We start from the raw sequence: 18,284 nt of genomic DNA, 5'->3' as shown, positions 1-18,284 counted from the left end.
TTTAAAATTTTTCTGCTTTTTCATTCATTCTTTTCGCGCCGAAAAAAGCCGGAATTTCCGATTTCCCAGAGTGAGAGGCGATCGATATCGCTGCCCGCGCGGTTGTGCGATCGGCTCTTTCCTGCGATCGTCATCACGGCAGAACCCCCCTATCAAAACCGATACTGAGATCGGAACAGAGCAGCAGAAAAGCCCCACCCGCTTTTCTCAGCCCCTACAGGAAATTGAGAGTCTGTATAGAAAGGCACGAATATGTTTTTACAACTGTCCAAATTAAAAATACTTACCCTGGCTACAGGGATGGTATTACTTCCCAGTGGTATTGCCCGTGCCAGTACCCTATGGACTCCCGTCTACGAAACCGGGTTTGCCAACCGACAAACGAACGGCGGTGAAAACCTCTTTATCGAACAGTTCGACCCGAGTTTAGGAATTCTCAAAACGGTCAAACTCGACTTTAGCGCCGCCTTGGACGGGTCGTGGCAAGTTGAAAACCTCAACGAAACCACCCCAACCGATTTTATGGCGTTTTACACCGCCGACCTTTCCTTTACCGGGCCCGACGGCCTCGATTTGAGTAGTTTGGCGTCGTTCGTCAGCTTCGACGAAAGTTATACCACTTCCGGCTTATCCGCCTACGACGGCACCACCGAAGGCGACGGAACCTCCGGCGAAACCTTCGAGACGGCAGCCAGTAACACTACCGCGATCGAGATCGACGCCCCCTCCCAAGCGGAACTCGCCGCCATCTTTGTCGGCACGGGTCAAGTGGATTTTACAGTGGAAACGGAGGACTTCTCCATGGCAGGCGGACGCGGCGGCGGCAATATGTGGTCGGTCTTCGATACGATCGCCTCTGCCGGGATTAAGGTCTCTTACGAGTACGAAGTCGATTTACCCCGCAAAATTCCCGAACCGACCAGCTTGCTCGGATTGGGGTTAGTTTCCGGTTTACTGGTGCTTCGCAAGCGCAAAACCCCGGTCGATCCGCTCTTAGCCAAAAAGTAAAAGCCCAAGGGCGTTGGATACGGAGGTTTTGGGTGCCAGCCTCTTTTCAGAGTGACTCGGCGGGTGGGGTTCATTCTGTTAGCTCTCGATGTTTGAGCGTTCCATCGGCCTAGAGCAAGCGCAACTGGGAGCTGGTCGCTTGTTCTGCCCGTCCGGAAGAGGCGCCGAGGTGAAGGCTATCTTCTGCGGCTAATAACCCCCGTGCGGCTTCGAGCAAATCCGCTTCGAGGTCTTTGAGGTCGTCGCGGGTGGCGATATAAGTTTGCAAAGCTTCGATGGGGTCGATGCCTCCAGTGGCGCCGAGTTCGGGAACCCGAGGTCGGGCCAATTGGCTGACGAGTTCGGCTTGGATCGTGTAGCTGTGGGCGTCGGCGAGGCAGTCGTGCAAGGCGAGATTGTCGATCGCGTCGAGGCGATCGCCCGGAATTTGGTAGATCAGACGGACGACGGCATCGCCAATGGAAGCACGGGCGATAGCCCGTTCTAACTCGGCTTGTGGCGCTTCAGCCTCCGACAGATCGACGCGAATCGTACAGAAGCGACGCACCGGGAGGGGACAGAACTCCCACCGAGCCGATCCGCGCGCTAATTCCACCAGAACGTAACCTTTTTCCTCATTCTGCTCGCTAAAATCCACCCGTTCGATACTCCCGGGATAAACAATCGGGGGATCGTTACTCGGATTGAGATTTTGGTGACGGTGGACGTGACCGAGGGCGACATAATCGAAATCCGGTCGGCTGAGGGTGGACAGGGGAATCGTAAACCCTTTACCCACGGCGAGAAAGCGTTCGGCCCCGAGTTCGGCGCGATCGCTCATTAAATGCGCCAACAACACCACCGGAACCTCCGGATCCAATTGCCGGATTTCTCCTTCGAGAGCCACCCGCAGGCGCTCTACCAGCAGTTGATTGACCTCGGACAGCGATAACCCTTCTGTTTCGTTGCGCGTCATCAGGGTCGATCGCGTCAGCCACGGCAAGGTAATCACCTGCACCGGACCGCTACGAGTTTCCAAGCAGTGCGTCCGCAGGGAATCGCCGACAATAAAGCCCGGTACGCCTAACGTCCGGTAAATACACAAACTCGCCCCCCCTTGTCCTTGGGAGTGCTGGTCGTGGTTGCCCACCAGTAACACCGTGGGAATTTCGGCATCGACGAGCCGCCGAAACTCGCTGGCAAAGGCTTCTTGCACGAATGGCGCTGGGGTGGCATCGGGGAAGGCATCGCCGCCAAATAAAACTAAATCGACGGGTTCGGCGATCGCGCGATCGATGCAGCGCCTCAAAGTCGTGACAAAATCTTCCAATCGCGTATTGATTCCCGTCTCCGGGTTCACTCGCCCGTGGGAAAACCCACTTCCCATGTGGATATCGGACAGGTGGAGAATTTTAATCGCCTTGGAGGAGTTCATAAGCAGTTAGCCGTCCGTCGTGCTCCATTGTCGCACCGATCGCCGTGCAGTGACGACTAACTGCTGCTTCCTTGTAGATTCAACAGTTCGATCTCAACACTTCAAGGGATTAAAGATGAATGCCGCATTCCACCTTCGCCGAACCGCGCCAACGGCCCGCCCGTTCGTGTTCCCCGGCGGCGACCGGAGTGGTAAGCGGTTCGTCGCCGATGCTGGCATAACCGCGATCGTGCAGGACGTTATAAGGCACGCCGTGTTCGACGACATAACCCCACGTTTGATTGCGCGTCCAGTACGCCAGGGGATTGACTTTCAAACGGCCTTTTTTATCGTATTCGAACACGCCCATATTGGCGCGGCTGGGGGATTGATCGCGACGGCGCCCGGTGATCCAAGCCACGGTGTCGAGATCTTTTAAACCGCGTTCGAGGGGTTCGACCTTGGTTAAATAGTGGAACTTATCCACGGCGCGATGCCATAATTCGTCACCGTAACGCAAGGCGAAGGCTTCGCGCGAATCCGCATCTAAGGCTTTGTAGACGTGTAGGTCTAAGTTGTAGCGCTTTCGGGATTGTTCGACGAGATCTAACGTTTCTTGGAAGTGATGCAAGGTATCGAGGAACAGCACCGGGACCGGACGTTGGGGTTGCAAGTCGCGGTAAAGCAAATCCATGATGACCATGCCGCTTACACCGAAAGCGGTCGATTGCACCAAGCCGTGGGGGATATTTTCAATACACCAGGCGAGGATCTCGCGGGGGTGGGCGAATTGAAACTGTTGGTTGAGTTTGTCGATGTCGAATTGCTGACGGGTGGCGACTGGTGCTTCTGGGGTGTAGACCATACTCGCTTGTAGGTTGAATGAAGTCTTAGGGTTTACCAAGGTCTATCGTAGCGCAAAAGTCGCATAACTCGATCGGGAATTCGGTTTTTATTTCTAAAGGAGTAGAAAAATGCTTGTAGGGTAAGGGTTGTAGCGATTAAAAAATTTACCCTAGGGGGGTTTTCTTATTCCCCACCGAGAAAACGGGGATTTATTTCGGCGTTTCGCGGTCGGGTTTTGGGGGTCGCTCTGCGCGATCGCCTCCCCGAGGGAGGACGCGGCGCCAAAGGCGCGGGTTCCATTGCGAAGATTATACGGCTTGATGCTGCAACATTGGCGCGAAAATTCGGCGATCGCCCCTGAAAAAAGCACGAAGATGCTCTATTTTTAGATTGCCCACAAAAAAGTTATTTTAACCTTGCAAAATATATCGATCGCTTTAGAAGATTGACGAGTGCTTTTTATCCTTGAAATCCCCGAATGATAGCGGGCGATCGCCCCGGGATTAAACGGCTAAAAGGTATCGAATAGAACATTTTCTCAAGCGATCGCCCGTTTACAATCCCTGACAATATCGCAAGTTAACTTAACTTAATCAAGAAACATTAATTGCACGATTCAAACAAAATGGTGAAAGTTCTTCCCCGGAAGCGATCGTCCCAAAGACGGCCCGAGGTGGGCGAGTACGACAGGCGATCGCCCGTAAAATAGGGAAAACCTACATCGGGGCGGCATTGACCCGAGAACGATCGTGCAATTAATTCTCTATAGCAAACCCGGCTGCCACTTATGCGAAGGACTGCAAGAAAAACTCGAACAGATCGACGACTTCCCCTTAGCGATCGAAATTCGAGATATCACCACCCGCCCGGAATGGTTCCAGGCGTATCAGTATGAAGTTCCCGTACTGTGTCGCGAAATCGACGGCGCCGACGGGCCGAGGGAAGAACCCTTACCGCGACCTTCGCCGCGCGCCAGCGTCGGACAAGTGAAGCAAATGTTACAGAAATATTTTCCGAGTGGGGATTCACAATAGCCGCAATCTCAAAATCGGCGCTAAAAACTCGGGGGACACCAAGCTAAAAGAGCCTCAAAACTTAGTTTTACAGGGGGACAACAGCCTCGCCCTCACTCACTCGGTACTCACTCAATGGGAGTCATTGAAACGATGAAATTAAAAGATTTATTAGTCGGTCTCGGCGATCGCATTCAAGTCAACGATCCGGCACAACTAGAGTGCGACATTACGGGAGTGACCACCAACTCCCACGCCTGTCAGCCGGGGGATTTATTTATCGGAATGCCCGGGACCCGCGTCGATGGCGGCGATTTTTGGCCGAGCGCGATCGCCGCCGGAGCCGTTGCCGCGATCGTCAGCACGGAAGCGGCAGCCAAAGTGCATCCCCAAGCCCCGGAGGGAGTCCGACCGATCGCCGCCACCGACATGACCCGAGTGTGCGCCGCCGTCGCCAGCCAATTTTACGGCAATCCGGCGCGATCGCTCTTCACCGTCGGCATCACCGGAACCAACGGCAAAACCACCACCACGCATTTAGTCGAATTCCTGTTAAGTCGCGCCAACCGTCCCACCGCCTTACTCGGGACCTTGTACACGCGCTGGCCCGGGTTCGAGCAAACCGCCATTCACACGACCCCCTTCGCGCCCCAATTGCACCAGCAGTTAGGGGAAGCGGTCAAAGCGGGGGCGCAATATGCGGTGATGGAAGTCAGTTCCCACTCGTTGGCCCAAGATCGGGTGTTGGGAATTCCCTTTGAAGTGGGAATTTTCACCAACTTGACCCAAGATCATTTAGATTTTCACCGAGATATGGAGGATTATTTCGAGGCGAAAGCGCGGTTGTTCGCGCCGGAATACCTCCGAGGACGGGCGGTGATTAACGCCGACGACCCCTACGGTCGGCAATTGATCGAACGGGTCGGGGGCGAACGGGTTTGGAGTTATTCCTTAACCGACGAGTCCGCCGATTTGTACGCCAGCGAGTTGAGTTACGAGGCGACCGGAGTGAAGGGAACGATCCACACGCCGATGGGCGAGGCCGAGTTTAGTTTACCGTTAGTGGGTCAGTACAATTTGGCGAACTTGCTCGCCGCGATCGCCGCCGGGTTGCATTTGGGCTTGGATTTGGGGGCGATGGTTGCGGTCCTGCCCGAATTTGGGGGAGTTCCGGGACGGATGGAACGGGTGAGCGTATCTCCGGAGCAGAAAATTGCGGCGATCGTCGATTATGCGCATACGCCGGACAGTTTGGAAAACGTGTTGAAAGCGACGCGCCCGTTTGTCGAGGGGCAATTGATTTGCGTGTTCGGTTGCGGCGGCGATCGCGATCGCACCAAACGCCCGATGATGGGGAAAATTGCCGCCGAATTAGCCGATCGCGTCGTGGTGACTTCGGACAACCCGCGCACGGAAGATCCGGAACGGATTTTAGAAGATATCGTCGCCGGAATCCCCGACAGCGTGGAAGCTTTGGTGATCGGCGATCGCGCCCAAGCCATCCGCACGGCGATCGCCCAAGCTCAACCGGGAGATGGGGTCGTCATCGCCGGAAAAGGACATGAAGACTACCAAATCTTGGGAACGGAAAAAATCCATTTCGACGATCGCGAACAAGCGCGTCTGGCGCTGGCGGAGCGCTTTGCGGCGCTTCCCACGGGCTGAGATCGGCGATCGGTTCTACGCCGGGTCAGTGCGGTGAGGTCCGTTGTTTGGCGCTCAAAAACTCGCGCAAGCGCAGTAAATTCATCGTTTGCCCCAAATTGAGGGGGAGTAAGGAAACCCCTTCCAAACGGGACTGAATCCAACCGTCTCCCCAATACCATTCGTGGAAGCCGTCGATTCCCTCGCTCAGTAACAAGCGCAATCCTTGGGAGTCGGCGACTTCGACTTCGTGGGCGATCGCGATCGGGCCGATGTGGGTTTTAAATTTAGTCCCGACAGTCAAGCGATCCGGTAAACCCCTGTCCAAACGAGCGGGCCACAACCACCGTTCCAACTGGGTCGGATCTAACAAACTCTCGCGAATGTCCTCTTCGGAGGCTTCGATTTCAATTCTCAATTGGCTTTGTTGAAAATTGCCTAACATGACTTAACTCCGTCCCGGGGATCTTTTTTAGTATGGCAGAGGAGTTCGAGGGTTCGGGCGATCGCCCAACATCAGCCCAATTTTAAGATGATTAAGATAAATTAAGAGTAAAATCTGTTAAGAATTGTAAGGTCTTCATGGCGGATCGGTTAATTAGAGCAACGGCAGCAGACGGCGGCATTCGGGCAGTGGGGGTCATTACCACTCGCCTCACGGAAGAAGCCCGCCAACGGCACGATTTATCCTACGTGGCGACGGCAGCCCTCGGGCGGACCATGTCCTCGGGTTTGCTGCTCGCATCGAGCATGAAACGACCGCAATCGCGGGTCAACATTCGCGTCAAAGGCAACGGACCGTTAGGCGGGATTCTCGTCGATGCGGGACTCGACGGCACCGTGCGCGGTTACGTAGACAATCCCGGCGTCGAACTGCCGCCCAACCAGCGAGGCAAGCTCGACGTGGGGGGAGCGGTCGGAGGTGACGGCTATCTCTACGTGATTCGAGACGTGGGCTACGGCTATCCTTACTCCAGTACCGTCGAACTGGTGTCGGGGGAAATTGGCGACGACGTGGCGAACTATCTGGTCACCTCGGAACAAACCCCATCGGCGTTGGTCGTCGGCGTCTTTGTCGGCGCCCGAGGGGTGGAAGCCTCCGGGGGGTTGTTGCTGCAAGTGATGCCCAAAGCGGCGCGGGATGAAGAACTCGTCGCGACCTTAGAAAAGCGGGTCGGTCAACTGCGCGGATTCACGCCCTTGTTGCAAGCGGGTAAATCCCTCAGCGATATCTTGCAAGAACTGCTCGGCGATTTGGGATTGGAGATTTTGCCGGAACCGCAACTGCTGCGTTTCCACTGTGGCTGTTCCAGCGAGCGCATGTTAGGGGCGTTGAAATTATTGGGCGAAGCCGAACTTCAAGACATGATCGAAAAAGACAATGGTGCGGAAGCGACCTGTCATTTTTGTGGCGAAGTTTACAATGCAACCGAGGAACAACTGGCAGAACTGATTCATGATTTACAGACAAACTCGTCGGTAAATTGAGATCGTCTCAAACAGAAAAACGCGGTTGCGATCGAGCGTCGATCGCAACCGCGAACCGTCCCTTAAGGATTGCAAACGAGGGGAGAGTTTGAAGGAGATCGGGTCGGATTCAGGGTCGGGATCGCGGCGGGAGCGGCCAAGGGGGAGTTGCAAACCGGGCGGCACGGCAGGGGCGATCGCCCCTGCCAACCCGGCTCGCTCCTTCCGAATTCCTCCCGATCCTTTTATACTGAGGGCGGAGTGCTTTTTCCCCTAGGGGAGCGGCCAGTTCTAATCGGTTCGATCGCTCCTCAAAGCCGTCGTCAACATCGCTGAAATGGCGCAACCCGGAAATTTCTAAATCAGGGGTGTAGGAAACTATAGAACCAAAATTGTGGAAAATAGTGCATCGGAAAACGCAGATCGGGCAAGGGGTTGGGAAATCTGAGACAAAAGCTCGAGGCTAACAAGCAGCGAATATGGACTGCCGTTCTCCGTTGAATTTGGCTCTGGGAGAAAGAAAGCCCGACAGCATTTTGCCCTCTCAGACGCGAGCAGTCGCACGACGGATTGCCCTCGACGCCAACGCGGCTGCTGCACGAGATATTAATCGGTAGGCTATGACTAACAATCACGAACTTCCAGATCGCTGGCAAGCAGCACGCTCTTCCAATTCCGATCGCCCGGACTTGTGGTCGGGATTGTCGGATTTGCCCAAAGGTGCGTTGGCGAAACGAACGGCCAACATGGCCTGGGACGGCGCCGCAACGCCGAGCCATCTGGCGGCTTCTCACTCCCCCAGAGATTCGGCCCCCCTGTCGCCGAGGGAACGAAACTCGGCAGTCTCCAGCAGCGCACGCCCGGGGAAACTCAATTCCCGACGACCGCGAAGACCGCAACCGGAAACTCCCCGTCCCCTGTGGATGAAATGGGTGACCAGTTGGCCGTTTTGGGCGCTGCTGACCTTGGTGGTCTGCGGGGGCTTGGGGACGGGAGCGTTGATGATGTTGTTGCGCCTGCCCGCCATTCCCAACTGTAGCGAGCATTTCGGGATGATGTCCTCCGCAGGCGATCGCCTCTACTGCGCCCAACGGGCCGCCAACCGCCAAAATGCGGACGGCTTGCTCGACGCGATCGCCATTCTCAACAAATTGCCCCAGGATCACCCCTTACGCCCGGAAATCAACCGACAGATCGAAAAATGGTCGGTTCAACTGCTCGATCGGGCCGAAGAAACCTTTAACCAAGGTAAATTATCCGAGGCGATCGCCGTCGCCCGTCAAATCCCCACCGACGTCCCCGCCGCGAACTTGGTCGAGGAACGGATCGCTCGCTGGGAGTCGATTTGGAAAGAAGCCGAAGATCTCTACAAAAAAGCCGAAGCCGCCTTAGAAAAGGAAAACTGGGGACAAGCCTACCGCTACTTACGCCAGTTACCCGCCCTCGATAACACCTACTGGGCGACCACCCAGTACGACGCCCTCGCCCAACTGATCGAAACCACCCGCGAAGACGGCAATATTCTCAATAAAGCGCGGGATTTGGCCGATCGCGGCGGCATCGACAACCTCAACGAAGCGATTAAAATCGTCGAGCAGATCGATCCGAAAAGTAAAGTTTATAAAGAATCGCGCAGTTTAATTAACGATTTGGCGAAGCAAATCCTCGCCTTAGCCCGCCAGCGCTTGGACGAGCGCAATTCTCAAGATGCGATTTACATCGCCCGCCAAGTGCCCGCCAATACTTCGGTCAAAAAAGAAGCGGAAGATTTTGTCGAGTTGGCCCGGGCTCAAGGGATGGCATGGCGTTCGACGGTGCAATCGTTAGAAGACGCGATCGCCAAAGCTCGGCAAATCGGATCCGATCGCCCCTTATACCGAGAAGCCCAACAGTCGATCGCCCAGTGGCAGCAAAGTATTCAAGATGTCGGCTATTTAGAACGGGCGCGGGATTTAGCCCAACTCGGCAGCGTGCGGGATCTGCGCGCCGCCATTGCCGAAGCGCAGTTAGTGCGTCAGGGCAATCCCCAATGGCAGGAAGCGAAACAGGAGATCGATCGCTGGAACGAACAAATCCAAATTACCGAAGACCGCCCCTACTTGCAAAAAGCAACCGATATGGCCCGTTACGGCGATCGCGCCTCGTTGATGTCGGCGATCGAGATCGCCCGGAAAATCCCGAGCAATCGGGCGCTGCACGACGAAGCCCAAGGGAAAATCGATGCCTGGACCGACGAGATCGAACGCATGGAAGACCAGCCGACTCTCGATCGCGCCTGGGCTACCGCCGACCGGGGAGATCTCAAAGCGGCGATCTCGATCGCGGAAACTATTTCTCCCGGTCGCTTGCTCTATAGCGAAGCGCAATCGGCGATCGATGTCTGGGAAGGTCAAATCCGCGACGGGCAATTACTCGATCGCGCCTATAAAATTGGCGATGCGGCGGTGACTTCGATCCAGTTGACCGAGGCGATCGATACCGCCAACCAAATCTCGACCCTCTCTCCCTTGCGCGCTTCCGCAGATGCCGCGATCGACGATTGGAGTCGCCGACTGCTCGATCTCGCTCAAGAACAATCGGTCTACGATCTCGAAGCGGCGATCCAACTGGCACAAAAAGTGCCTTACTATTCCTCGGCGTACCGACAGGCGCAAAATCAAATTGAAGGTTGGCAGTTGCTGCTCGCACCTCCGCCGATTCCCGAACCCGACGTCGCCACGCCCAGTCCTCAAACCCCCGCGCCGACGGCCACCCCCAATCCCTTACCCGTTCCTACGGACGAGGGAGAACCGAACCGGGCCGACGAAACGAATGCGGCGTCTAACTCCGGTGCCAACCCGCGCAATGCCGATCGCGCCAACGACGGCGGACCCCGGATCGATTTTATCGATTGAGGGCGCTCGCCACTGCCGAGACGGACTCGATGTAGCGTAGGATCGGGATAAGATCTGCGTATTTTCCCTTCCAATGAAGGACATCGACTCCCCGATCGCCGAGGCGAGCGCTCACGTGACGGCAGTAGCGCGGGAAATCCTCTTTGACGGTCGCCCCCGCTTGTTGACGGCGATCGCCAAAGCCCTCGACCGCGCCACCGCCGACGCGATCGCCGACGGCGCCGCCCGCTATGCCGCCCAGTTCCTGCGACGCTACGGCGTCCTCCGTTTTTTGGGCTGTAATGCCGTCGTTCCCCTAACTGCCCGACAGTTCGACGTGCAGCTCGTCCTCGCCGGGCACCGCGACGAGGGCTTCGTCTCACCTTCGCCATCCCCCGACGGGCGATCGGCGCTGGAGTTGGCCGATGCCATTCCCTATTTGTTAGTTCTCGGTCCGTCCGGCTCCGGCAAATCCACGGTTTTGAAAACCATCGGCGTGGAAACCCTCACGGGTCGCAAACTCGGGCAGATTTGGAAACAATCTTATCTCCCCGTTTATATCGAGTGTAAAAGCTTTACCGACCCCAAACTGCAACTGCAAAAAGAAATTGCCGAACGCTTTCGCCGGGTTGGCTTTCCGTCCCCGGAAAAATTGACCGACAAAGCTTTAAGTGCTGGTCGATTATGTATTATACTGGACGGAGTCGGTCAAGTGGCTGGAGCCACCGCCCAAGAAACGATCGCACAAATTGAAGACTTGATCGCCCAATATCCCAAAAATCGCTACATTGCCAGCGACCGTCTCGGCTTCGTTCCCGGGGCGCCGACCTGGCCGGAACCCGCCGCGATCGCCCGCTTGCTCGATCTCAACGCCCGACAGTTTCAGTCCGTAGCGATCGCCCCCCTCGACGATCGCCAGTGCCACCATTTGAGTTCCCTGTGGTTCGAGCGCACCGGAACCGAGCGATCGCGGCGCAGCGCCTTTTGGCACGACCTCGACCGCCTCAAACGGGGCGCCCCCCGCAACCTGGCGCGCACCCCGCTCGGCTCGATCTTACTCTGCTGGGTCTACGCGCGATCGCAACAGTTACCCGACGACGCCAGCGCTTTGTACGCCCGGGCGATCGACCTGCTCCTCGATCGCGCCTTGAGCGAAACCGAAGCGTTCGCGGGCGCGCCTCTCCCCTGCGCCAATCCGCGCCAACGGGCGATCGATTGGTTGTCCGAACTCGCCTATCGCGGCTTAGTCTCCAATTCCTTTTGGTTTTCCCCCTCGGAAATCGGCAACCATTGCCCGCCGGAACTCAACCCGGATCCGACGGCGATCGATCCGGTCGCCGCGATCGGGATTGGGTCGGGGATCCTGCACGACCTCGACCCCGAAGAATGCGCCTTTTCCCATTTAAGCTTGCAAGAATATCTCAGCGCTCGCTACATCCAACAGCACCGACTCAGTGCCCAAACCGTCAACGAGTTTTTACTATGCGAACAATGGCAAGCGGTCTTCTTATTTTTAGCGGGGATTCGCCAACCGACGGCGGATAAATTACTGCTGCTGATGGAAGCCACAGGGCGCGCCTTCATCAGGTCGAGCAAAGTCAAAAGCTTGCTCCAATGGTGCGATCGCCTCGCCGACGGCGATCGCGGCCCGTACAAACCCAGCGCCCGCCGCGCCGCCGCCCTGTTTCTGATGTTGGCGATCGACAGTACCTTAAAACCCCCCAACGCCGAACGGATGGCCGACTCCGCCCGAGAACTCGGCAGCGAAATCGACTTGCTCGCCGGGAACGATCGCGCCGTACAAGCGGCCCTCGACCTCGCCCAACTCTTAGAACTCGACACGATCGCCCCGATCTCCCGCGCCCGCAGATCGGCCCGCGAACTGACCCGAAACCTTACTTTTGCCCGCCATCGCGCCTTAGACCTCGATCGCGGCGCCCGCGAACTGACCCGAGATCTCGCCCAAAAACTCGCCCGCGATCGCGCCCGCCAACTCCCCTTCGATGTAGACTTTGCCCTCAAACGCAATCTGGATGTCGCCGTCGATCGCGTCCGCGATCTGGCCTTCGTCAACATATTGGCCCGCGAACTCGAACAAATGCAATTATTCGAGAACGGATCCCGGCTCATCGAAAGCTTAGAAGTCTTCCAACTGGCCATTCCCAGCGATAACGACTCCGCCGAGATTCATTTCGGTTTCCGCGATCGCATCCGTCAAAGCTGGTCCGTCGCCTGGGAGTGCGATCCCCAGTGGCTCGACCTCTCCGACCCCCAACGACAGGAACTCGCCGACTATCTGCGCGCCAATTGGGCGATCGTGCGCTGCTACCAAGTAGCGCGAACCGTCACCCCCACCACCTGGAAGGTGATCGAAGAGCGAATGCTCTGTTGCGATTGAGCGGCTGGGGGAAACCTTAGTCGGCGCGATCGCCATTCGCCGCAACCGCATAGTGGTCGTCGAATTTCTCTTGATCGAAATAATAAAGAGTCCGAATCGGATAGGGAATATTAATCTCGGCGCGATCGCACGCCGTCTTGAGCGCCATCATCACCTGAGTTTGCGTGCGTCGAACCTGCGCCTTTTCCGGAAACGTCCAATAGCGCACCACCATATCGATCGAACTGTCCCCAAAACCGACAATATCGACCTCGGGTTTCGGTTGAGTCAAGACGCCCTCCACAGGCGCCACCGCATCTAATAACGTCTCCACCGCTTGCGCCAGAGGCGTATTGTAATCGACCCCGATCGCCAAATCCGTGCGTCGGTGGGTAAAAGCCGTCAACACATTAACCGCATTGGTAAACACGATCGCGTTCGGGACGACAATTCGTTCCCCCTGATAGGTGCGAATCTGAGTGGAACGGATCGAGATTTCTTCCACGGTCCCCTCGTACCCTTCGACGATAATTTGATCTCCGAGTTGAAAGGGTTCGTGCAGCAGCAATAAAATCCCGGCGAGAAAGTTTTTGAAAATATCTTGAAAGGCGAAACCAATGGCAACGGAACTCAGACCGAGTAAACCGATGATGTCGCCGAGGCGCAAGTCGGGAAACGCCGCTACCGAGGCGATCAGAATGCCCACGGACCAGGCACAAACAAAACTGGTCTGGACTAACAGCGATCGCAGGGACGGACTTTTAATCGTTTTGTCCCCGGTCGCTTGAGCGAGGCGGCGCACGAGCCCGGCGACCGATCGCGTTGCGAACAGGATCGCGATCGCGAGTAAGATCGAAGGGAGGGACTCGACGGCACCGCGCAGTAAGTTTTCGATGGCGTTTTGGACGGGTTGGAAGGCATTAATCATTACTTCGGCTGTTTCTTTCGCGGATATCTCTGGGTTGAATCTGACCCATTTTATCCGGCGAGTCCCCATCCGCGCGCCATCCTAGAGATAGAGGTGACCGAGCCAACCCTTGCCGATCGCCGTCGGTTCTCCGGGAAGTTATGAGGCGGTTTCCGTCTGAATTTCTAAAATTCGCTGGAGATCGTTCAAAAATTCCTGTTCTCTGCGGTTAAACACCCCATCCGCCCAGACAATTTCGCTCGCCACCCGAAAGGCTTTGGGATATAACTCGCGGGGCAATACGTCCTTAGCTTCGCGGACGAGGGCGATCGTCCCTTTGATTTGAACCCGTTCGAGCAGTTGATTGAGCATTTGGTGCAACCGCCGTTCGGAATAGCGCTGGTAGAGGGGCATTTCCGACAGCAAGGTTAACAGGGTTTCCATTTCGCGATCGACAAAGAAATGATCTGCCGCTACTGCAGATACGGCGATCGCCGCGAGCGCTTCTGCTTCGGAAAATTGACGTTCGCTGTCTTTCCTAAGACCTAAGATTTTTTGCAACATCTTGTTATCCTCGGTTTTTATCTGGCGTTGATTTTTCCGTTCGAGGCAGATTTTTCGATAGTTTATCGATTTTCCAGCGATCGCGCCCTCGGAAAGCCCTTGAAACTCACGAGGGAGTAGAGAGGATTTTTCCGCTCGGGTTCGAGCCGCTTTAGGAGTTTAACCCAAGAGCTTATTATTATGCCATCGATCTCTATTTTAATCCGGCGAAAGTTGGGAATTTTTAACTTTTGAAGGGGAGGGGGCAATCGGCTTCCATCCCCCCGAATATAGAGGGAATCCCCGGTAATTCCCCGGTTAAGCCGGGATTTAGCGTGGGGAAGCGATCGCATTTAGATGACTTTAAATAAAAATATTCTTAAATTTACAATGAACCCCGCGATCGCCCCAGGAAAAGCCTTTTGCGATCGGCGCCGTTCCCGGGATTTAGGGTTCGGTTACCTGCACTACAATTCCAGAAGCCACGGACGCAAGGGCGATCGCATTTCAACAGAGGGGGGAGAACCGAACGCGGCGAGGTTCTGGTTGCCCGGACGATCGCGACCGGAGTTATCTTAGCAGACCCGATCGCCAAATGAGAACGGCTACAATTTTGGTAAAATTTGAAGGAGGCGATCGCCATTTAAAGGGAAAGCGTTGCGGCGATCGCGGAGGCTCGCTCGGGCAACAAATCCGTACAATGGCTGAGGGATAGGGACTAGAGCCTCTGATATAGTCGAAATATCTTCAAAACCGAATTTTGCTGACCAGATGGGGGCAACGAAAACAGGTCAGGCAACTTCCGCGATCGCTTCTGAGGAAAAAGACTCGGAAGTGGCGATCGCCACTGCGAAATCCATAAATATTCCCTCTGCAAATTATGAAAACTCAACGGCTCTATAGTTGGCTTCCCGTACCCGTTCCCTCCCGCGAGGTAGCACAGCAGTCCGCGCGAACGGCACTGCGGTTCAAGAAAGCTGTGGTTTCTGGGGTGCAAGCGACGGTGTTTGTCGTGCTGTTAACTGTCGCTGCGGTTCCGTTGTTCTTGCTGGCGCTGTTGGTTCCCGACGAAGAGTCGGCGAGTTGAGTTCCGCGATCGATCGCGCGAACCCGTCCTCGCCGCCGATCCTCGGAACCGAGCGATCGACCGTCGCCGACGTTGCAACAACTAGATTTTATCGCTTAAAAGCTCTTTGGCTTTGTGGATGCGCGCGGCGACAGATTTCGCCGAAGCTTCAAAGGCTTCCCGTTCGGCACTGTCGAGCTGCAGTTCGACAATCTTTTCCACCCCGCGACAACCCAACTGACACGGAACCCCGAGGAACAGATCGTTTAAACCATACTCGCCTTCGAGATACGCCGCCCCCGGCAAAATGCGCGATTCGTCCCGCAAGATGGCTTCGACCATCGCGCAGGCGGCAGACGCCGGGGCAAAATAGGCGCTGGCGGTTTTCATCAATTCGACGATTTCCGTCCCCCCGTGACGGGTCCGTTCGACCAGACGATCGATCGCGCGATCGTCCATCAGTTCGGTCAGGGGAATCCCGTTGACGGTGCAGTAACGGGGTAAGGGAACCATTAATTGGCCGTGATCCCCGAGGACCATCGCGTCAATTTCTCGAATCGAAACGCCCAATTCCATCGAAATAAAGGTTTTAAACCGAGCCGCATCGAGAACGCCAGCCATTCCGACCACGCGACGGGCGGGCAATCCGCTTTTTTCCCAGGCGACATAGGTCATCACGTCGAGGGGGTTGGTGACGACCAGGACGATCGCGTTGGGCGATCGCGCGATCGCCTGTTCCGTGGCTCCGGCGACGATCTGAGCGTTAGTGACGATCAAATCGTCTCGGTTCATGCCGGGGCGCCGGGGACGACCTGCCGTGACCACCACTACATCGGCGTTGGCGGTGTCTGCATAGTCGTTGGTTCCGACGATCGCGCGATCGTGACGCTCTACCCCGCGCGCCTCCATCAGATCGAGGGCAATGCCTTGGGGCCAGCCTTCGACTACATCGAGCAGCACGACATCGGCGAGGTTTTTCTCGATGATGCGCTGAGCGAGGGTACTGCCGACTCGTCCGGCACCAATCACGGCAACTCGCGGACGATGACAGGTTGGAGGCGTAAACGCAGTAGAGTTCATGATGTCACCATGGGGTAAGAATGTGAGGAGCGAATGGGGCTATTTGAATTCTTCGAGTTGATCGACCCGCAACCAAATGTTCGGGGTCGGGACTTCGCCGAATTTGATTAAAGCGTACTCGTCGCGAATTTCTTGGATTTCCCCCTTGGTCTCAAAGATATAAGGCGGAAATCGCGAATCGCTGGCTTTGGCTTCTACACTATTGTCTAACTTTTCGCGAATCGCGCGCACGAAAGAACCTTTTTTGATGGCCATAAGTTATCTTTTGCGGATAGATCGGTATTGAATTCCCCCCTTATTTTACGCCCCGGTGAGGCGATCGCTCTCTCGGAGCTAGGGGGTACGGACTGCCTCAACCGTGCAGTCTTTGTTTAACTTTACAAAAAATTACAAATCATTTCTCAAGATTTCCTCAAATCCCTCAAAGTTCCTCCATACTTCTCAATAATTCTAAATAGTTTTAAATATTTTTAAATATTTTTTATACTTGACAGGCGATCGCCCTCCCTTCCGATCGAGGGTGGGTCCTAGGGGCGGAAGCCCCGATAATTTTATAAAATCAACACTACACAAAACCCCGAGTTACCGATGGCAACTCCCAACGCCATCGCCTTTAAATGGCGACCCTCTCAACTCTAAACTTTAAACTCTAAACTCTAAAATCTAAACTCTCAAATTCCCTGACATTGAGGACAAAAATGGGTCGATCGCCCCGCCAATTTAACCCGCTCGATCGCCGTAGCGCACAGACGACAAGGTTCTCCGGTGCGCTTGTAAACCCAAGCCACCCCCGTATAGTTGCCGTTGACCCCGTGCAGATTGAGAAAGGTGCTGAAACTCGTCCCGCCTGCGGCGATCGCCGTTTGCAACACTTTAACGATGCTCTCGTAGAGACGCTGAGTTTGAGGGCGATCGAGGTCGTTACAGGGCGTCATCGGTAAGATGCCCGCTAAAAATAGGGATTCGTCCGCGTAAATATTCCCCAATCCCGCCAGGATCCCCTGATCCAGTAACGCCGTTTTGATCGGACGGTGGCGGCGGCGGAGTTGTTCGTAGAGATAATCCGGGGAAAAGTCCGCCGAGAGCGGTTCGGGACCGAGTTGAGCGAGTCCGCTAACGATCGCCTCCACGGGGGTTTGCGGCGGAACCCACCACATTTGACCGAAGCTGCGCGTATCCACAAAGCGCAATTCGCGATCGCCGTCCAAGAACAAGCGCACCCGGGTATGTTTTTGTAGGGGTTCGTCAGGAGAGAGCCACAGCAATTGTCCCGTCATCCGTAAGTGAACCCCGAGCCATCCCCCACCCTTCTCGCCGGAAGGGCGATCGCGCACTTCCAGACGAGCGAGCAAATACTTCCCCCGGCGCTGCCATGCGGCGATCGCGCAGTGGGAAAGTCCGGCTAAAAAAGCCCCAACCGAAACGGGGTGGGCGATCGTGCGTTCTAAGTGCACCTCCCCCCCCACAATTAAAGCGCCGAGAGTCGCTGTTTCGAGACCTCGGCGCACAGTTTCAACTTCAGGTAATTCAGGCACGGTTCATCCAGGTGAAGGGCTGCTTGCCGTCCGGCTAACAGCAACAAGCTCGAAGCGCGCTACCACCGAATTAGGCAACGGCTGGACTTGTCGCGATCGCCGCGAACGACCCAGCGCGCTTATTTTTTAGCGGCTTTTTTGCCACCTTTCGCTTTGGGGGCTTCAACTTCTACCACTTCTTCCATGCCGAAGTTGTTGGTGTTGACCCCAGAGTAGTTTACTTTGTCAAAGCGAACGATCACCGGATAGATAATGCCGCTTTGATCCACAGATGCGACAGTGCCGACATCTTTGTACCAGTAGGACTCTTTACGCAGGATACGAACTTTAGAACCGCGTTGAACCATGATTGCTTTTTCCCTTGAATTGAATGAATCAGAGATTCTATGGTCGATTGCTTTTAACTTTACCATTTGCACCGTGAAAGTGGATCGCCTTCGCTTCGTCGCTGTAGGGTCGTCCGCCAATGGCAAAACAGGCGATCGCCCCCTCCGGACCCTCGCCGAGGTATTCATTGAGTCGCTTATTTAAT

17 protein-coding genes are annotated in these 18,284 nt (G+C 55.7%); 8 read left to right on the top strand and 9 right to left on the bottom strand.

Features of this window, described 5'->3' with window-relative positions:
* Positions 1-252: 252 nt before the first annotated feature.
* Positions 253-1,008, top strand: coding sequence for a choice-of-anchor E domain-containing protein (locus JJD41_RS00180; RefSeq protein ID WP_200664192.1), 756 nt, complete (start codon positions 253-255; stop codon positions 1,006-1,008).
* Positions 1,009-1,117: 109 nt separating this feature from the next.
* On the opposite strand, the gene sbcD is transcribed toward JJD41_RS00180, so the two are convergent.
* Both sbcD and cysH read right to left on the bottom strand, forming a co-directional pair.
* Positions 1,118-2,422: an exonuclease subunit SbcD gene (sbcD, locus tag JJD41_RS00175; protein WP_200664191.1), complete on the bottom strand. Its 1,305-nt coding sequence runs from the start codon at positions 2,420-2,422 to the stop codon at positions 1,118-1,120.
* A gap of 109 nt (positions 2,423-2,531) precedes the next feature.
* Positions 2,532-3,305 (bottom strand): phosphoadenosine phosphosulfate reductase, encoded by a 774-nt coding sequence (gene cysH, locus JJD41_RS00170; protein ID WP_370583690.1) that lies wholly within the window; start codon positions 3,303-3,305, stop codon positions 2,532-2,534.
* Between the two features lie 691 nt (positions 3,306-3,996).
* Between cysH and JJD41_RS00165 the strand changes: the two genes are divergently transcribed.
* Complete coding sequence (locus JJD41_RS00165; protein ID WP_200664190.1) at positions 3,997-4,281, top strand: glutaredoxin family protein; 285 nt, start codon at positions 3,997-3,999, stop codon at positions 4,279-4,281.
* A 132-nt stretch (positions 4,282-4,413) separates the two neighbouring features.
* Positions 4,414-5,925: a UDP-N-acetylmuramoyl-L-alanyl-D-glutamate--2,6-diaminopimelate ligase gene (locus JJD41_RS00160; protein WP_200666910.1), complete on the top strand. Its 1,512-nt coding sequence runs from the start codon at positions 4,414-4,416 to the stop codon at positions 5,923-5,925.
* Between the two features lie 25 nt (positions 5,926-5,950).
* Here the strand turns inward: JJD41_RS00160 and JJD41_RS00155 are convergent, their stop codons facing one another.
* On the bottom strand, positions 5,951-6,349 hold the full coding sequence (locus JJD41_RS00155) for a hypothetical protein (RefSeq protein WP_200664189.1): 399 nt from the start codon (positions 6,347-6,349) through the stop codon (positions 5,951-5,953).
* Between the two features lie 137 nt (positions 6,350-6,486).
* Between JJD41_RS00155 and hslO the strand changes: the two genes are divergently transcribed.
* The 3 genes from hslO (at position 6,487) to JJD41_RS00140 (ending at position 12,642) form a co-directional block, all read left to right on the top strand.
* Entirely contained in the window at positions 6,487-7,392 is a 906-nt protein-coding gene (hslO, locus tag JJD41_RS00150) for an Hsp33 family molecular chaperone HslO (protein ID WP_200664188.1), read from the top strand.
* A 599-nt stretch (positions 7,393-7,991) separates the two neighbouring features.
* On the top strand, positions 7,992-10,265 hold the full coding sequence (locus JJD41_RS00145) for a chromosome segregation ATPase (RefSeq protein WP_200664187.1): 2,274 nt from the start codon (positions 7,992-7,994) through the stop codon (positions 10,263-10,265).
* A 73-nt stretch (positions 10,266-10,338) separates the two neighbouring features.
* Complete coding sequence (locus JJD41_RS00140) at positions 10,339-12,642, top strand: NACHT domain-containing protein (RefSeq protein WP_200664186.1); 2,304 nt, start codon at positions 10,339-10,341, stop codon at positions 12,640-12,642.
* Between the two features lie 16 nt (positions 12,643-12,658).
* On the opposite strand, the gene JJD41_RS00135 is transcribed toward JJD41_RS00140, so the two are convergent.
* Positions 12,659-13,549 carry a mechanosensitive ion channel family protein gene (locus JJD41_RS00135; protein ID WP_234488439.1) on the bottom strand — a complete coding sequence of 297 codons (891 nt, stop codon included), beginning with the start codon at positions 13,547-13,549 and terminating at the stop codon, positions 12,659-12,661.
* Between the two features lie 138 nt (positions 13,550-13,687).
* The gene (locus JJD41_RS00130; protein WP_200664185.1) at positions 13,688-14,092 is read right to left on the bottom strand and encodes a tellurite resistance TerB family protein; all 405 of its coding nucleotides are present in this window, start codon (positions 14,090-14,092) and stop codon (positions 13,688-13,690) included.
* A 336-nt stretch (positions 14,093-14,428) separates the two neighbouring features.
* Between JJD41_RS00130 and JJD41_RS00125 the strand changes: the two genes are divergently transcribed.
* Together JJD41_RS00125 and JJD41_RS00120 are read left to right on the top strand one after the other, a co-directional pair.
* Entirely contained in the window at positions 14,429-14,650 is a 222-nt protein-coding gene (locus JJD41_RS00125; protein ID WP_200664184.1) for a hypothetical protein, read from the top strand.
* A 301-nt stretch (positions 14,651-14,951) separates the two neighbouring features.
* The gene (locus JJD41_RS00120; RefSeq protein WP_200664183.1) at positions 14,952-15,158 is read left to right on the top strand and encodes a hypothetical protein; all 207 of its coding nucleotides are present in this window, start codon (positions 14,952-14,954) and stop codon (positions 15,156-15,158) included.
* Between the two features lie 81 nt (positions 15,159-15,239).
* Here JJD41_RS00120 and mdh read toward each other — a convergent pair whose 3' ends face one another.
* The 4 genes from mdh to JJD41_RS00100 all read right to left on the bottom strand — a co-directional run bounded on the left by mdh (position 15,240) and on the right by JJD41_RS00100 (position 18,165).
* Positions 15,240-16,217: a malate dehydrogenase gene (gene mdh / locus JJD41_RS00115; RefSeq protein ID WP_200664182.1), complete on the bottom strand. Its 978-nt coding sequence runs from the start codon at positions 16,215-16,217 to the stop codon at positions 15,240-15,242.
* A 39-nt stretch (positions 16,218-16,256) separates the two neighbouring features.
* Positions 16,257-16,472 (bottom strand): NAD(P)H-quinone oxidoreductase subunit O, encoded by a 216-nt coding sequence (gene ndhO / locus JJD41_RS00110; RefSeq protein WP_168569974.1) that lies wholly within the window; start codon positions 16,470-16,472, stop codon positions 16,257-16,259.
* Between the two features lie 416 nt (positions 16,473-16,888).
* Positions 16,889-17,752, bottom strand: coding sequence for a DNA-formamidopyrimidine glycosylase (locus tag JJD41_RS00105; protein WP_200664181.1), 864 nt, complete (start codon positions 17,750-17,752; stop codon positions 16,889-16,891).
* Positions 17,753-17,871: 119 nt separating this feature from the next.
* Positions 17,872-18,165 (bottom strand): photosystem I reaction center subunit IV, encoded by a 294-nt coding sequence (locus JJD41_RS00100; protein ID WP_234488438.1) that lies wholly within the window; start codon positions 18,163-18,165, stop codon positions 17,872-17,874.
* Positions 18,166-18,284 lie beyond the last annotated feature (119 nt).

It is taken from the genome of Oxynema mangrovii CENA135 (assembly GCF_016632315.1).
Taxonomy (GTDB): Bacteria; Cyanobacteriota; Cyanobacteriia; order Cyanobacteriales; family Laspinemataceae; genus Oxynema; species Oxynema aestuarii.
This window is presented reverse-complemented; position numbering and strand designations above follow the sequence as displayed.

Coding starts and splice junctions, on each gene's coding strand:
- JJD41_RS00125 (WP_200664184.1), top strand. CDS start 14,429: ATGACTTTAAATAAAAATATTCTTAAATTTACAATGAACCCCGCGATC.
- JJD41_RS00160 (WP_200666910.1), top strand. CDS start 4,414: ATGAAATTAAAAGATTTATTAGTCGGTCTCGGCGATCGCATTCAAGTC.
- JJD41_RS00100 (WP_234488438.1), bottom strand. CDS start 18,165: ATGGTAAAGTTAAAAGCAATCGACCATAGAATCTCTGATTCATTCAAT.
- mdh (WP_200664182.1), bottom strand. CDS start 16,217: ATGAACTCTACTGCGTTTACGCCTCCAACCTGTCATCGTCCGCGAGTT.
- JJD41_RS00155 (WP_200664189.1), bottom strand. CDS start 6,349: ATGTTAGGCAATTTTCAACAAAGCCAATTGAGAATTGAAATCGAAGCC.
- JJD41_RS00135 (WP_234488439.1), bottom strand. CDS start 13,549: ATGATTAATGCCTTCCAACCCGTCCAAAACGCCATCGAAAACTTACTG.
- JJD41_RS00140 (WP_200664186.1), top strand. CDS start 10,339: ATGAAGGACATCGACTCCCCGATCGCCGAGGCGAGCGCTCACGTGACG.
- sbcD (WP_200664191.1), bottom strand. CDS start 2,422: ATGAACTCCTCCAAGGCGATTAAAATTCTCCACCTGTCCGATATCCAC.
- JJD41_RS00130 (WP_200664185.1), bottom strand. CDS start 14,092: ATGTTGCAAAAAATCTTAGGTCTTAGGAAAGACAGCGAACGTCAATTT.
- ndhO (WP_168569974.1), bottom strand. CDS start 16,472: ATGGCCATCAAAAAAGGTTCTTTCGTGCGCGCGATTCGCGAAAAGTTA.
- JJD41_RS00120 (WP_200664183.1), top strand. CDS start 14,952: ATGAAAACTCAACGGCTCTATAGTTGGCTTCCCGTACCCGTTCCCTCC.
- JJD41_RS00145 (WP_200664187.1), top strand. CDS start 7,992: ATGACTAACAATCACGAACTTCCAGATCGCTGGCAAGCAGCACGCTCT.
- JJD41_RS00180 (WP_200664192.1), top strand. CDS start 253: ATGTTTTTACAACTGTCCAAATTAAAAATACTTACCCTGGCTACAGGG.
- hslO (WP_200664188.1), top strand. CDS start 6,487: ATGGCGGATCGGTTAATTAGAGCAACGGCAGCAGACGGCGGCATTCGG.